Source organism: Amycolatopsis sacchari (assembly GCF_900114035.1).
Classification (GTDB): Bacteria; Actinomycetota; Actinomycetes; order Mycobacteriales; family Pseudonocardiaceae; genus Amycolatopsis_E; species Amycolatopsis_E sacchari.
Window position 1 is genome coordinate 21501 of the sequence record NZ_FORP01000029.1, and the last position, 14569, is coordinate 36069.

General features: G+C 71.2%; 12 protein-coding genes and 1 pseudogene. 2 read left to right on the forward strand and 11 right to left on the reverse strand.

Going from position 1 to position 14569, the window contains the following annotated elements; all coding sequences use genetic code 11:
* Positions 1 to 10: 10 nt before the first annotated feature.
* Positions 11 to 1111 (reverse strand): pyruvate dehydrogenase (acetyl-transferring) E1 component subunit alpha, encoded by a 1101-nt coding sequence (pdhA, locus tag BMZ92_RS31685; RefSeq protein WP_091515204.1) that lies wholly within the window; start codon positions 1109 to 1111, stop codon positions 11 to 13.
* Between the two features lie 192 nt (positions 1112 to 1303).
* Here pdhA and BMZ92_RS31690 point away from each other — a divergent pair.
* Positions 1304 to 1740 (forward strand): annotated as a pseudogene (locus tag BMZ92_RS31690) (Lrp/AsnC family transcriptional regulator).
* Here the strand turns inward: BMZ92_RS31690 and BMZ92_RS31695 are convergent.
* The 10 genes from BMZ92_RS31695 to BMZ92_RS31740 are packed head-to-tail and all read right to left on the reverse strand — an operon-like array spanning position 1727 to position 12151.
* Positions 1727 to 2611, reverse strand: a complete 885-nt coding sequence (locus BMZ92_RS31695) for a MurR/RpiR family transcriptional regulator (RefSeq protein ID WP_218153588.1) — start codon at positions 2609 to 2611, stop codon at positions 1727 to 1729. The pseudogene BMZ92_RS31690 and the gene BMZ92_RS31695 overlap by 14 nt on opposite strands.
* On the reverse strand, positions 2608 to 3831 hold the full coding sequence (locus BMZ92_RS31700; protein WP_091515208.1) for a M20 metallopeptidase family protein: 1224 nt from the start codon (positions 3829 to 3831) through the stop codon (positions 2608 to 2610). The genes BMZ92_RS31695 and BMZ92_RS31700 overlap by 4 nt, the downstream gene beginning before the upstream one ends.
* Positions 3828 to 4979 (reverse strand): amidohydrolase family protein, encoded by a 1152-nt coding sequence (locus tag BMZ92_RS31705; protein WP_091515210.1) that lies wholly within the window; start codon positions 4977 to 4979, stop codon positions 3828 to 3830. Before BMZ92_RS31705 ends, BMZ92_RS31700 begins: the two co-directional genes overlap by 4 nt.
* Positions 4969 to 6246, reverse strand: a complete 1278-nt coding sequence (locus tag BMZ92_RS31710) for a glutamine synthetase family protein (RefSeq protein WP_177228961.1) — start codon at positions 6244 to 6246, stop codon at positions 4969 to 4971. Before BMZ92_RS31710 ends, BMZ92_RS31705 begins: the two co-directional genes overlap by 11 nt.
* Positions 6243 to 7586, reverse strand: coding sequence for a M20/M25/M40 family metallo-hydrolase (locus BMZ92_RS31715; RefSeq protein WP_091515212.1), 1344 nt, complete (start codon positions 7584 to 7586; stop codon positions 6243 to 6245). The genes BMZ92_RS31710 and BMZ92_RS31715 overlap by 4 nt, the downstream gene beginning before the upstream one ends.
* Positions 7576 to 8550 (reverse strand): branched-chain amino acid ABC transporter permease, encoded by a 975-nt coding sequence (locus tag BMZ92_RS31720; protein ID WP_091515214.1) that lies wholly within the window; start codon positions 8548 to 8550, stop codon positions 7576 to 7578. Before BMZ92_RS31720 ends, BMZ92_RS31715 begins: the two co-directional genes overlap by 11 nt.
* Positions 8547 to 9419, reverse strand: coding sequence for a branched-chain amino acid ABC transporter permease (locus BMZ92_RS31725; protein WP_143249992.1), 873 nt, complete (start codon positions 9417 to 9419; stop codon positions 8547 to 8549). The genes BMZ92_RS31720 and BMZ92_RS31725 overlap by 4 nt, the downstream gene beginning before the upstream one ends.
* The gene (locus BMZ92_RS31730; protein WP_091515218.1) at positions 9412 to 10143 is read right to left on the reverse strand and encodes an ABC transporter ATP-binding protein; all 732 of its coding nucleotides are present in this window, start codon (positions 10141 to 10143) and stop codon (positions 9412 to 9414) included. The genes BMZ92_RS31725 and BMZ92_RS31730 overlap by 8 nt, the downstream gene beginning before the upstream one ends.
* Positions 10140 to 10889, reverse strand: coding sequence for an ABC transporter ATP-binding protein (locus BMZ92_RS31735; RefSeq protein ID WP_091515310.1), 750 nt, complete (start codon positions 10887 to 10889; stop codon positions 10140 to 10142). The genes BMZ92_RS31730 and BMZ92_RS31735 overlap by 4 nt, the downstream gene beginning before the upstream one ends.
* The gene (locus tag BMZ92_RS31740; RefSeq protein WP_091515221.1) at positions 10877 to 12151 is read right to left on the reverse strand and encodes an ABC transporter substrate-binding protein; all 1275 of its coding nucleotides are present in this window, start codon (positions 12149 to 12151) and stop codon (positions 10877 to 10879) included. Before BMZ92_RS31740 ends, BMZ92_RS31735 begins: the two co-directional genes overlap by 13 nt.
* Positions 12152 to 12927: 776 nt before the next feature.
* Between BMZ92_RS31740 and BMZ92_RS31745 the strand changes: the two genes are divergently transcribed.
* Entirely contained in the window at positions 12928 to 14544 is a 1617-nt protein-coding gene (locus tag BMZ92_RS31745) for a sialidase family protein (RefSeq protein ID WP_245783376.1), read from the forward strand.
* Positions 14545 to 14569 lie beyond the last annotated feature (25 nt).

A 14569-nucleotide genomic window follows, 5' to 3' on the forward strand; every position in this document is an offset into this window, starting at 1 on the left:
CTGCTCCACGTCACGCCTCCTGTGCGGCGAGTTCGGCCGCCAGCACCGCGCGCTGGGCGGCGAGCCGGCGCGGCGGCCCGGCGTAGACGTGTTCGAACAACTCCAGCGGCTCGACCGCGGGCTCGTCGTTCATGCCGGCCCGGAACCGGGCGGCGAACTCCTCGGCCGCGTCCTGGTCCGCCACCACGTCGGCGTCGCTGAGCACGCCGCGGTCACGCAGGTGCTTTTCCAGCCGTGTCACCGGATCGGCGGCACGCCACCGGTCCACCTCGGCCGGGTCGCGGTAGCGGGTGGCGTCGTCGGCGTTGGTGTGCGCGTCCATCCGGTAGGTGTGGGCCTCGACCAGGAACGGCCCCTCGCCACGCCGCGCGTGCGCCACCGCCTCGTCCAGCACGGCGAGCACCGCCACGAGGTCGTTGCCGTCGACCTGCTCGGACGGGATGCCGTAGCCGATCCCCTTGTACGCCAAGGACGGCGCCGCGGTCTGCTTCTCCAGCGGCACCGAGATGGCGTACCGGTTGTTCTGCACGAAGAACACGACCGGAGCGCGGAAGACCGCGGCGAAGTTGAGCGCCTCGTGGAAGTCGCCTTCGCTGGTGCCGCCGTCACCGATGAGCGCCAGCACCACGTTACCCGCACGCCGCCGCCGGAAGGCGTCGGCCAGCCCCGCGGCGTGGAGGGTCTGGGTGGCCAGCGGGGTGCACTGCGGCGCGGTGTGGGTGGTGCGCGGGTCGTAGCCGCAGTGCCAGTCGCCCCGCAGCAGCGTCATGACCTCCACGACGTCCAGGCCGCGCGCGACCAGCGCCATCGAGTCGCGGTAGGTCGGGAACAGCCAGTCGTCGCCGCGCAACGCCAGCACCGCCCCGATCTGACAAGCCTCCTGCCCCGCCGCGGAGGGGTAGACCGCGAGCCTGCCCTGCCGGGTCAGCGCGGTCGCCTGGGTGTCGAACCGCCTGCCCAGCACCATCCGCCGGTAGCCGTCCCGCAGCCGTTCCGCCGAGGGTTCCCCGTAGCCCGCGGGAGCCGGGCACGCGGTGCCGTCCTCGGCCACGAAGCGCACCGGCCCGGCTGTCGGCAGCAGGTCTGCCGGTGCCCGTTCCCCACCCGTCATCGCACATCGCCCTCCACCATCCGCTTGGCGCCGATGCTGGCCGATGGCAGACTACGTGTCCACAAAGAGCCGAAAATCAGCGACAACTGGTCGCTGTGAAGGGGGCAGTGCGGCGACATGTCCACGACGGATCCTCCTTCCCCGCCACAGCATGGACAAACGGCGAAGCGCCTCGACGCGATCGACAGGGCCATGCTCGCGGAACTGGTCGCCGACGCCCGGATCTCGATCCGCGCGCTCGCCGACCGGCTCAGCATCTCCCGCGCCAACGCCTACTCACGCCTGGACCGGCTGACCCGGGACGGGGTGATCACCGGGTACGGGGCACGGCTGGACCCATACCGCGCCGGACTGGGCACGAGCGCCTACGTGTGGTCAGCGTCGAGCAGGCCGCGTGGCGGCAGATGCGCGCGGGCCTGCGCACCATCCCCTACGTCGAGCACATCGCGATGGTGGGCGGGGATTTCGACGTGCTGCTGCTGGTGCGCACACCGGACAACGCCACCCTGCGCGATGTCGTGCTCGAACGCATCCAGGCGGTCGAAGGGGTGCGCTCGACGCGCACGTGGCTGATCTTCGAGGAAACGACGGGCCCCGGCGCGGTGACTTTCGGCCTCACTCCGTCGTGACGTCGCCGAAGCCCGCCTCGATCGTGCGCATCCGCTCGTCGGCGGCGCCGCCGAGCCGGGCGTGGACGGCGAACACCAGCGCTTCGACCAGCGCGGTCGCGGCCACGAGGCTGTCGAACGATCCGGCGGCCTCGACTCGGGCGGACAACACGACGTCGGCGAAGTCCGCCGCGGGTGAGAGCCAGGGGTCGGTGACCAGGACGATCTTCGCGCCCCGCCCGGCGGCGGCCTTCGCCAGCGCGATCGTGTCCCTCTGGTAGCGCCGGAAGTCGAAGACCACGCAGACGTCGCGGCGGCCGAGATCGACGACGAAACCCGGGTCCTCGTGCGGGTTCACGGCGTGCACGGAGGTGCCCGGGCGCATGAGGCGCAGATGCAGGTCGAAGTAGGTGGCCAGCAGGTGCGAGAACCGGCCGCCGAACACCGTGATCCGCTTCGCCGGACCGCACAGCAGGGCGACGGCCCGTTCGAACTCGTGCTCGGGCAGCACCGAGAAGGTGTGCTGGATGGCCTTGCTCGCGGTCTCCGCCACGACACTCGCGAGCTCCGACGTCGCCGAATCGGCGGTGATCCGCGCCGGCAGCGTCAGCGGCGACGCGCGCCGGGCCTGCACCTCCTCACGCAGCGCGTCCTGGAAGTCCCGGTACTTGCCGAAACCGAGGCGCCCGATGAACCGCAGCACGGTGGGAGCGCTGATGCCGACCTTCTGTGCGAGGGAGTTGGTGGACTCCAGCCCGGCCGCCGGGTAGTTCGCGAGCAGCGCCCGGGACAACTTGAGCTCGGCGGGCGAGAGGGACTGCTGGATCCGCCGGATCCGGTCCGCGACGGTCGGGCTGTCTCCCACTCCACCGGTCCGCGGCGGTGTGCTCACGGGCGACCTCCGGTCCCTTCGGCCGAGGCGTGCTTGCTGTCGGGAACCTTCTTAGCACCTCCGGTGACGACCTCGGCCGCCGCCAGGTACCCGGCCAGCAGCGCGCCGGCCACGTGTCCGACGTACTCGTCTCCCGGCGCGTAGGTCGCGGAGTGCAGCCGCTGCCCCGCTCCCCCGGTGCCGACGAACATCATCAGCGAGGGCATGGCCTGGGAGAAGTAGGCGAAATCGTCCGAGCCCGCCGAGCGCAGCGTGTCGTCCACCTCGGCCCCCAGCCGCCGCAACAGCGGGGCGGCCGCCCGGGCGATGCCTGCGTCGTTCTCCAGCACCGGTTCCCCCTCGGTGACCTCGACCCTGCCCGTGCAGCCGTGCGCGCGCGAGACGAGGTCCACGGTCTCCGCGAGCCGTTCGAGGATCACCTCGCGCGCCGCGGGGTCCAGCGAGCGGACGGTGCCACGGGCGGTGGCCTCGTCCGGCACGACGTTCGGCGCGGAACCGGCGGCGAGCGTGGTCACGCTGAGCACCACGGGCGTCATCGGATCCGTGCCCCGGCTGACCATGCTCTGCAGTGCCACGACGACGCTGGCCAGTGCCACCACGGGATCCGCTGTCTGGTGGGGGTAGGCCGCGTGCCCGCCGCGGCCCGCCACCGTCACGGTGAACTCGTCGGAGGAGGCGTTGACCGGACCCGGGCTGCACGCCACCGTGCCGGTGGGCAGCAGCGGCTGGACGTGCGCGGCCACGGTCGCGCCCGCCTGCTGTTCGGCGAGTACGCCCGACTCACTGATCTCCAGCGCGCCCGACGGGTAGGTCTCCTCGCGGGGTTGCAGCACGACCACCAGCGGCGCCGGGCCGCCGACGGCCTCGACTGCTCGTGCCAGCGCCACCGTGGCGGCCAGGTGCACGTCGTGCCCGCACGCGTGCATCACGCCCGGGTGCTCCGACGCCCAGGGCAGTCCCGTCCCCTCGGTCACGCTCAGCGCGTCGAGCTCCGCCCGAACCGCCACGGCGGAACCGGTGCCGCCGATCCGCAGCACGGCTCCGGTGCCGGCCACCGGCTGTGCCGACGTGCCTGAGGGCAACGCGGCCAGCACGGTGTCGCGCGTGGCGGCCTCGTCCCCGGAAAGGCGGGGTTTCCGGTGCAGCTCGTGCCGCAGCTGGACGGCGGCGGGCAGCTCCTGCTCCACGCGGTGCCGAAGCCGGTCGAAACCGTCGGTCACCGGGCCGCGCCTTCCCCGCCGGGCAGCCGGTAGACGCGGCGTGCGTTGCCGCCGCCGATCATCCCCGCGACCCGGATCGCGTCGGTGGCCGCCCAGTCCCCGTCGGCCACCCACGTGCCGAGCACCCGCGCCATGCCCCGGCGCCACAGCAGCGCACCGAGGTGGTGCAGTTCCGCGGGTCCCCACGCGTCGGAGGAGAACAGGATCTTGGCGAACGGGGCGAGCTCCAGCGATTCGGCGATCAGGGCGGCCGAGCGCACCCCGGTGTAGTTGATGCCGAGCCCGACATCGAAGTACACGTGCGGATACACCTGCGCCAGATAACCGGCGTGCCGGTGGTAGGGGTAGCAGTGCAGCAGCAGAACGTCCACTCCGGACGGTTCGACCAGTTCGAGCCAGTCGGCCAGCAGCAACGGATCACACCGGTTCAGCCGCAGATCCGGGTCGCCGTAGCCGGTGTGCAGCTGCAGCGGCAGCCCGCGGTCGATGCCGGACCACAGCAGGAACCGCAGCAGCACCGGATCGTCGAGCCGCGAGGTCCCGGCTTCTTCGGTGGTACGCAACCACTTCCCCGCCGCCACCTCGACCTCCGAGCCGTCCGGCCGGTGAGGTTCGAAGTCGAAGCCGTACCGGTAGGCCACGATGCTCTTGAGCCCGACGGCATCCGCCGTGCGCTCGGCCAGCACCTCCGGATACCGCCGGACGAACTCGCGGGCGGAGACCTGCGAGGCGGCGAGCTCCTCGGCGACCGCCTCCAGCCGCACGATCTCGTCCACGCGCGCGTTCGCCGCCGCGGCCATCTCGGCGGGGCCTAGGATGTCGTCTCCGCGGTAGCCGGTCTCCAGCAGGTAGTGCCCGGTACCGGAGGCCGCCAGCAACCGCCGGTTCACCTCGGCGGTGCCCAGCTCCGTCCGGCGCCGCACGTAGTCCTCGGGCGAGGCGTGTGGCTCCAGCCCGAGCACCGGCGCGCACCACCGGAGGACGGCGAAGCCGATCTGGGAGTCGAACTGGGTCGTCCCCGCCGGAATGGGCCGGTCGGACTCGGTCAGCATCCGTTCCAGCGCGTCCCGGCCGACGTCGTCGCGGAGCGCTCCGTGCACGTGGTGGTCGACGAGGGGCAGCTCGCCGAGGAAGTCCTCAATAGACATCGGCGATCTTCCGGATCCGTTGGGCCTCATCGAGACCGGCGACGGTGTCGAGCTCGTGCCGCTTCACCGCGAGGTAGCAGTCCAGCATTTCCCGGTCGAACCACGAGGCCGCCACCCGGTCCTCCCGCAACGACTCCAGTGCCCCGGACAGCGTGGCCGGCAGCCGGGGCACGTCCGCGAGATCCGCCTCCTCGGGCCACACCGCGGGATCGGGATAGACGTCCCCGCCGGTGAGCCCGGCGAGTCCCGCGCGCACCAGCACCGCGAGGGTGAGCCACGGGTTGGCCGTCGCGTCCGCGGCGCGGTACTCCAGGTTGAACTGCCGTGCGGGATCGCCGGGACGCGTGGGGCAGATCCGCACCAGTGCCTCCCGGTTGCGCTCCCCGAGGAAAGCGCCGCTGACACTCCAGTGGCCCGGCACGAGCCGGAGGAACGAAACGGGGCTCGGCGCCGTCCACGCGGTCAGCGCCGCGGCATGCCGCAGCAGCCCGGCGGCGAACCGGGAACCCAGGTGCGACAGCCGCCCCGGCCTGCCCTCGTCGAAAAGGACCGGATCCCCCTTCGCGTCGACCAGGCTCAGGTGGACGTGCACCCCGCTGCCGGTGCCGCCGGGGCGCTGCAGCGGGGCGAACGAGGCACGCAGGCCACGCCGGATCGCGAGATCGCGCACGAGTTCGCGCAGCACGACCGCACGGTCCGCGGCACGCAGGGCGTCGCCGGGCGCGAGCGTGATCTCGAACTGCCGCTCGCCGTACTCGGGCAGCCACGTCTCCGGCTCCAGCCCGCATTCGGTCAGCGTCCGCAGCAGGTCCGCGCCGAACGGTTCGGCATCGCGGTACCGGCGCAACGAGAACGGCGCGGACTCCGGCAGCCCGTCGAGCACGAACTCGTGCTCGAACGCGGCGATCACCTCGATCCCGGTCGCCTCGCGCAGGTCCGCCAGAGCGCGCTTGAGGAAGGTGCGGGGGCAGCAGTTCCACGGGGTGCCGTCGGGCAGGGTCTGGTCGGCCAGGTACAGCCGCAGGCCCGGCCGGTCCCCGTCGGCGGCCAGCTCGACCGCCGTCGCCTCGTCCGGCATCAGCCGGAGGTCACCGGTGGCGCCGAAGGGGCTTGCCGGGGCGATCTCCTCGAACGCGGTCAGGCCCAGGTTCGCCGGCACCCAGCCCAGCCCGGAGTCCAGCACCGCGTCGTGGGCTTCGGCCGGAACGGCGCGGCCTCGCACGTGCCCGGCCAGGTCGCAGGTCGCGACGAAGACGTCGGCGCTCACGCCGGTTCCCCGTCCGCGACGCCGCAGAAGTCCATCGCGGTCAGCGCGTAGGTCTTCGCGGCGGTGATCAGCTGGTGGATGGGCACGTACTCGTCCTCCGCGTGGGCGGTGCGGCCGACGCCGGGACCGTAGACGAGACCGTCGACGCCCTTGGCGTCCAGCCAGGTCAGGTCGCACACGCCGAGGAAGCCCTCCTGCACCGGCGGGGTGGAGACCTCGAACCCGCCGACCGCGTCGCTGTGCGCGCCGATCAGGCTGGCGACCAGCTCGTGCCCCGAGGGCGTGGTGTAGGGCGGCCACAGCAGTTTCCACTCGAACACCGGGGGGTGCTGCCGCAGCCAGGAGTCGTTCGCGCAGGCCCGCCGGACCGTCTCCTCGACCTCCGCGATGACTTCTTCGTTGGTGCGGTCCGGGTGGTGGTAGATGCAGTACTCGGCGGTGAGGGTGTCGGCGAGGAAGAACGGCACCTCGATGCCCTCGGGGTTGGCGCGCAGCACACCGGGCAGGATGTTGAAGTAGCCGGGGCGGAACAGCGGGTGCCGGTCCCGCAGTGCCCATTCGTTCTCCAGTTGCCGCAGCGCGCTGTAGACCACCCAGAACTTGTCGACGGTGTTCACGCCGAGCGCCTCACCTTCGAGCGTGGGGTGCACGGTCAGCCCCCGCAGTCCCGAATGCGCCGCTTTTCCTTCCAGGCTCACGGAAAACCACAGCAGACCGGGGGTCACCGGGACCAGGTTGGGGGCCTCCTCGCCGAAGTTCGACGGTTCGCAGACGATCGCGGCGTCGGCGGTGTACCCCGCCTCCAGCGCGGCCGTCGTGCCGCACTCGTGGTCGCCGATTTCCTCCCCCACCACGGCCTGGAGCACGAGGTCGCCGCGCAGCCGTACCCCGGCCTCCTTGAGCGCGAGCGCGGCGTAGGCGGCGGCCACGGTCCCGGCCTTGTCGTCGGTCGCGCCGCGGCCGAGCACGGCCTCGTCGGTGATCTGGCCGGAGAACGGCGTGGCGCTCCACTTGTGCTCCCGGCCGGGCGGGACCACGTCGACGTGACCGTTGAGCAGCAGGGAACGCCCGCCGCCGGTGCCGCGGATCCGCGCGCAGGCGTTGTCCCGCCCCTTCTCCACGGCCACCAGTTCGACGTCGGCACCCGCCCCGGCGTACAGATCCGCCATGAGCCGGGCGACCTCGCCTTCCGGGCCCACCACCCGGTCGTAGTCCTGGCCGGGATACTTCGGGTTCACGCTGGGAATCCGGATCGCCTCCGACAGCGAGGCTGCCAGGCGCCCGGCCAGGCGGTCGACGGCGTCGAGTACGGCGCGGCGGGAGGTCTCGTCAGGTCGCATGGGCGCGCTTTCCCTTCTTGGTGAGACTGCGGGCGGCCGCGGTGAACCCGTCGTGCAGGAGCCCGGCGAGGCCGCGGGGGAGGAAGACCAGCACCAGCACCGTGCCCAGCCCGATGACGACGGCGCTGTAGGCACCCAGCCCGGTGAGCTTTTCGTTGAGGAACGTCACGACGACACCGCCGAGGACCGGTCCCCAGGCGTAGCCGGTGCCGCCGAGGAAGACCATGCTCAGCCCGAGCGTGACGAAACCGAAGCTGAACAAGCTGTTGTCGGCCACGCGGAAGTACGACACGTAGAGCGCGCCGGCCGCGCCCGCGATCGCTCCACTGAGGACGAACACCAGCAGGTGCTGGCGGACGCGGCTGATCCCCCGGCTCACCGCCAGGTTCTCGTTGTCCCGCAGGGCGATGATGCTGCGGCCGAAGTCGCTGCGCAGCACCACCCCCAGCAGGATGAGCAGCAGCGCCACCGCCACGCCCAGCAGCCACAGGTAACCCAGCCCGTAGTAGCGGGCGAGCGAGAAGCCGCCGATGCTCAGCGACGGGACGCCGGTCAGCCCGACCGAACCGCCGGTGAGCCCCGGCAGCGCGAGCACCAGGTAGTAGCACAGCTGGACGAAGATGAAGGTGACGAGCGCGATGTAGATCCCCCGCATCCGCACCACCGGCAGGTACGCCAGGCCCCCGGCCACTCCGCCCACCACGGCGGCCAGCAGCAGGCCCGGCCACGGCGCCCAGCCCCAGCTCACCGTCGCGACCGCCATCGTGTAGCCACCGGCACCGAAGAACCCGACGTGCGCGAAGTTGAAGATCCCGCCGAAGCCGAGCGTGAGGTTCCAGCTCGCGGCCAGCAGGCTGTAGATCAGGGCGGTGATCGCGAGCAGCCGCGCCGGTCCCCCGGTCACCACGAACGGCAGCAACCCGGCCACCACGAGCAGCCCAGCCCAGCCGACGTAACGCCTCATGCGACCTTCCCCTTCACCAGGCCCTGCGGGCGCACGAGCATCACCACGACCAGCACGAGGAACACCGCGACCGGGGACCACTGCAACCCCAGCCAGTAGGTGGTCGCCGCGTCGAGAAGGCCGATCACGAAGGCGCCCACGAGCGTGCCCCACAGCGTCGCCGAGCCGCCGAACACCAGCACCACGAACGCGGTCAGCAGCGGTTCGAACCCCTTGGCCGGCGTGATCGTCGAGTTCGTGCCGTACACCAGTGCTGCCGCGCAGGCCAGCACCGAGGCGATCCCGAACACCAGCGCGTACACGCGGGCCGGGCGCACTCCGACGAGCATCGCCATGTCCCGGTTCTGCGCCACGGCCCGCAGCGTCACGCCCCATTCGGTGCGCGCGAGCAGCACGATGAGCCCGATCACCAGCACCAGCGCGAGCCCGAGCGCGACGAGGGTCGTCCCGGCGACCGCGACCCTGCCGACCAGGAAACTGCCCTCGACCAGCGGGGCGATCTGCACGTTCTCCGGTCCCCATACCAGTTGCGCCCCACCGCCGACCGCGTTGGCGACGGCCAGCGTGGACACCATGACCAGCAAAGTGCCGTTGGCGCGCCCGGCGAACGGCCGCACCGCGACGAACTCCAGCGCGATGCCCACCAGCGCCAGCAGCGGGACGGCGGCCGCGAACGCCAGGATCACCGGCAGCCCGGCCCGTGCCGAAAGTGTCCAGATGAGATAGGCGCCGACCAGCAGCAACGCGCCGTGCGCGTAGTTGAAGATGCCCAGGGTCGACCAGATCAGCGAGAGCCCGCTGGCGAGCAGCGAGTACAGCGAACCCAGCACCACCGCGGAGACCACGATGGACAGCAGTGCGTCACCCATCGGCCGCACCTCCGACGTACATGTCCATGACCTCCTCGTGGCTGGGTTTGACGTCCGCGGTGCCGCTGCTCGTGATGCGCCCCAGTTCGACCACGTGCCACCGGTCGGTGAGCGCGAACAGGAACTCCACGTCGCCGTCCGCGACGAGCAGGGACACCCCGGTGGTCCGGACCTCCCGCAACGTCGCGAGGATTTCGTGCCGGACCTTGGGCGCGAGGCCGAGCGTGGGTTCGTCGAGCACGAGGAGCCGGGGCCGCGTCATCAGCCCCATCCCGATCGCGACCATCTGCCGCTCGCCCCCGGACAGCGTGCCGACGAGCTGGTCCCGGCGCTGCTCCAGCTTGGGGAACAGCTCCTGCACGGTGGCCAGGGTTTTCGCGCGGTGCGGCTTCGCGTGCGGCAGCCGTCCGGCGAGCATCAGGTTCTCCCGCACCGTGAGCCTCGGGAACAGCGCGTCGCCCTGCGGGACGTGCATCATGCCCCGGCGGACGATGTCGTAGGCCTTCTCACCGGTGATGTCCTCGCCGTCGAACCGGACCGTGCCACCGCCGGTGCGGCCCAGCCCGGCGATCGCCCGCAGCGCGGTCGTCTTGCCGTGCCCGTTGGGACCCAGCAACGCCACGGCCTCACCGGGGGCGACGGAAACCGACAGGCCCCGCACCACCGGCAGACGGCCGTAACCCGCGTGGAGGTCCGTCACGGCGAGCAACGCGTCCTCGCTCACGCGACTCCCTCCCCCAGGTACGCCTCCATCACGCGCGGATCGCTGAGCACCTCGCGGGGCGTGCCCTCGACGAGCACGCTGCCCGCCGTGAGCACGATCATCCGTCCGGCGAGCTCCCGCAGCAGGCTGAGCACGTGCTCGATGATGAGCAGCGTGAGACCGGCGGCGTTGAGCCCGCGCAGCAGCTCGGTCAGCTCGCGCTGGTCCTCGGTGTTGAGGCCGCCGGCGGGCTCGTCGAGCATGAGCAGCCGGGGCCGGGCGACGAGCGCACTGGCGATCATCAGCTTTTTCTTGACCAGCAAGGGAACGTCACCGGCCAGGTCGGCGGCGTAGCCGGAGATGCCCGCCGTCTCCAGCGCGCGCTCGGCCTCGGCGCGGCGGGCTCGGTGCCCGAAGATCCCGCCGCCACCCAGATACGCCGCGGCGACCAGTACGTTGTCCAGCACGGTGAGCGCCGGGAACAGCTGCTCGGACTGGAAGGTCCGCCGCAGCCCGGCCCGGCTGATCCGGCTCGCCGCAAGGCGGTCGACACGCCGCCCGTCGAACCACACCTCTCCGCGGCTGGGGCCGAACGGCACCCCGGAGACGAGGTTGAACAGGGTGCTCTTCCCGGCGCCGTTGGGGCCCGCGATCCCGAGGATCTCCCCCTCCCGCACCTGGAGGCTCACGTCGGCCACCGCGGGAAACCCGCCGAAGAACCGGCTCACCGCGCGGACGTCCAGCAGCGGTGCGGTCACCGGATCCACGCCGGCTTCTGGAAGCTGCCCTCGGCGTAGTTCGCCGGGGTGATGGCGACGCGCTTGCCGCCCTGGATCTGGTAGTTGATGAACGGGACGCCGTCGTCGCCGGACACCGCGAGGTGGGTGGCGGGGTCGAACCGGATGCGGCCCAGCGTCGTGCCCTGGTCGTCGAGGGTGCCGATCGCGGGCCCGACCTTGTCCTTCTGCGCCGGATCGCCGACCTTGTCCGCGGCCTGTGCCCACATCCGCACCGCCTCGTAGACGATGAAGGCGTAGTTGGCGGGCGCGGACCCGTACTTCTGCGTGTACTTCGCGATCATGTCCTGGGTGACCTGAGTCTTCGTCACGGGCGCGATGGGCAGGTTGAACAGCACCCCGTCGGCGCTCGCTCCGGCCAGCGTCACGAACTCCGGCACGCTCGGCGCGTACTGTTCGAACACCAGCGACTGAGTGGGGTTCTGCCGGAACTGGGTGAGGAACTTCGCGGCGTTGGCGGTCTGGTAGTCCAGGTTGAGCACGAGCGCCGGGTCCAGCGCGTGGATCTTGTTGATCTGCGTGGTCCAGTCGTCCACCGCGCCGAAGGGCACCGTGTCCGGCCCGGTCACCTGCCAGCCCTTCGCGGTCAGGTTGGTCTTGAGCCCGCCGGCGATCTGGTTGGAGTAGGCGTTGTCGCTGGAGATCAGGTACGCCTTGCGGTTGCGCAGCGGGAAAGTGCCGTCGGTGTTCCACTGCTCGAGCTGGTTCGGCAGGTTGGTGCTGTAACCGTCGTACGACGGCGCGATGGACCAGATCCCCGGGTAGCGGTCCGGGGCCTTCGCCACGATTTCCTGGGTCTGCGCGCTGTTTCCGCCCAGCACGTAAGGGATCCCGGCCTGGGCGAAGGAGTCGATCTCGAAGTTGGTGGTGCTGGCGTAGCCGGTGAAGGCGGCCACCACGTTCGGGTCCGCGGTCAGGGTGGTCACCGCCGAGGACACCGCCGCCGACGTCTGGTCCTTGACGTCGATGGCCTGGAGCGTGAGCTTGCGCCCCTTGACTCCCCCGGCGGCGTTGAGCTGATCCACGGCCAGTTCGGCACCGTTCTGCATGGCCTTGCCATCCGCGGCGGCGGCGCCGGTCAGCGGCGCCAGCAGGCCGAGCGTGAGCTCGCCGTCGCCGGCGCCCTGTCCCCCGGAGCCGCCGGTGAGCGACGAGCAGGCGGACAGGGTCACGGCGAACGCGGCCATCGTCGCAACGGCGGCTCGTCGAACGGTGCGGCTGGCGAGAGTCATACCCACTCCTCACGGGGGACCGAGACCGCTCAAGTAACGTTTATTCCATCGCCGATGTCAACACCAGCGAATGTTACAAGTGTGCGAAGCGGGCAGCGCCTGCCCGCAAGGCACGAACGGCGGAAGCCCGGTGAGCGCATCGGCTTCCGCGGTCGTCTTGTCCTGGCGCCGGTACCCGTCCGGAAGGGCGATGCACCGGCACCGCGGGCGGGGACGGGCCGGATCGAAGCGCTGGCGATCAGCCGCTCGACAGATGACGTGCTCCGGCGGTTCCCCGTCACCCGACACGAACGGCAACGGCTTCTTCGGCCACCCGGAGCGCCCCGGCCCGCGCTCCCGAGCCAGGGACCACGCTGAGCACCGGACGATTTCCATCCTTGCAACGTGCGCAAAGCAGCAGTACGCTTTTTCAAACGATGGCAAAACAGCCGGGCGCTGGTCCCGGAGCAGAAAGCCTCCCCTCCCGACGAGCGGCGCTGAACGTCTCGTGCATCGACGGCACCCGGACAGCATGCGGAGTACGCGGGCGTGCTCGGTAATGCTGTGCGGCAGCACGTGGCATCCGAGAACACGCGTCCAGCGCGGCACGGCAGGCGCGGCAGCCGGCAGTGCTCGGCAGGGCCGGAGCTCGAACGGTTCCAGCGGGACGGGTGAGCCGTCCAGGGCTGTGGTGCCGTCCTGTCCTAGGAGTGAGGTCAATGGCGCCTGGTCCCCTGGTTATCCGTCACCACCACCCTGATCCCCGAGCGCGGCACCGCCGAGCGCGACGCGGTGCCGTGCTCGCCGCAGCCGTGCTGGCCGCCGCCGTCGCCGCCGCCGTTCCGGCGGCCGCGGCCACCGCGGCCACGACCTCCGGCGGGGTCCTCTACCGTCCGAGCACCGCGAGCGGGTCCACAGAGGACGCGAGCTACCCCCGCGTGATCCGCCTCGAACACAACGGCAGTGCGAACGGCACGTTGCTGGCCACGTTCTCCCATTCCGGCACGGGCGTGGCCAAGGCGAACTTCCCGATCTACCGCTCCACCGACAACGGCGTCACCTGGTCGTCCTCGCCCATCGGCACGGTCACCGACACCCAGCACGGCTGGGACCTCGACGGCCCGACGCTGTTCGAGCTGCCGCGTGCCGAGGGCTCGCTGCCCGCCGGCACGCTGCTCGCCGCCGGCACAGCCTGGAACCACGGCGACTACACCCAGCAGGCGGTCGAGGTGTTCGTCTCCACCGACCAGGGCGCGCACTGGACGTACCGCAGCTCCTGCGCGGCCGAATCAGGCACCGCCAACACGATCGGCCACGGCATCTGGGAACCGGAGTTCACGGTCACCGACCACGGGCTCATCTGCTACTTCTCCGACGAACGCCCCTCGGCGAACAACTACGCCCAGGTCCTCGCACACGTCGTCTCCACCGACGGCGGGCTCACCTGGGGCGCCGAGGTCTACGACGTCGCCCTGCGCAACGGCGTCGACCGGCCCGGCATGGCGACGGTGGTCGGGCTGCCCAACGGGACCTATGCGATGACGTACGAGGACTGCAAAGCCGGCGCCGACCCGGATCAGGCGTGCGACGTCTACTTCAAGACCTCGCCCGACGCCGAATCGTGGAACCCCGGCAGCCTCGGCACCCGGATCGAAACCAGCGACCACCGGTTCCTGCTCCACACCCCTTACCTGGCCTGGTCGTCCGCGGGTGGTCCGAACGGGACACTCATCGCGTCCGGACAACGGGTCGTCGCCGGGGCCGACGGCTCGTTGGCGATCCAGCCGGAGGACGGCCACGTGCTCTTCGTGAACCGCAACCTCGGGTCCGGTGCCTGGCAGGAGATCACGACCCCGGTCACCACGGCCCCGACCGGCGGCTACGACGCGGGGGAGACGGCCTGCGCCGGGTACAGTTCACCGCTGCTCGCCGCGTCCTCGGGCGGCACGTTCCTGATGCTCGCCGGCACCCACCTGTCGACGGGCAAGTGCGAGACGGACTTCGGTACGGCCACGCTGCCGAAGGCGCAGGGCCCGATCACGGGCCCTGGTGACACCGGCAAATGCGTCGACGTCAACACGAACACCTCCGTCAACGGCAACGCGGTGCAGCTCTACACCTGCGGGGTGGCGACCGGGCAACAGTGGTCGCTGGAGACCGACGGGACGATCCGCGCCTACGACAAGTGCCTCAACATCGTCGACGGCGGCACGGCCAATTCGTCCAAAGTAGAGCTGCGGGACTGCCTCGGCACGGCCGCGCAGCAGTGGCAGGCCCGCGCCGACGGTTCGCTCTACAACCCGCAGTCGGGCCGCTGCCTGGACGATCCCGCCGCCCAGACGGCGGACGGCACGCAGCTGCAGATCTACGACTGCAACGGCATGTTCACCCAGGTGTGGCACGTCCCAGCCTGACCGGGCAGCGCGAAAAGGGGAGGTC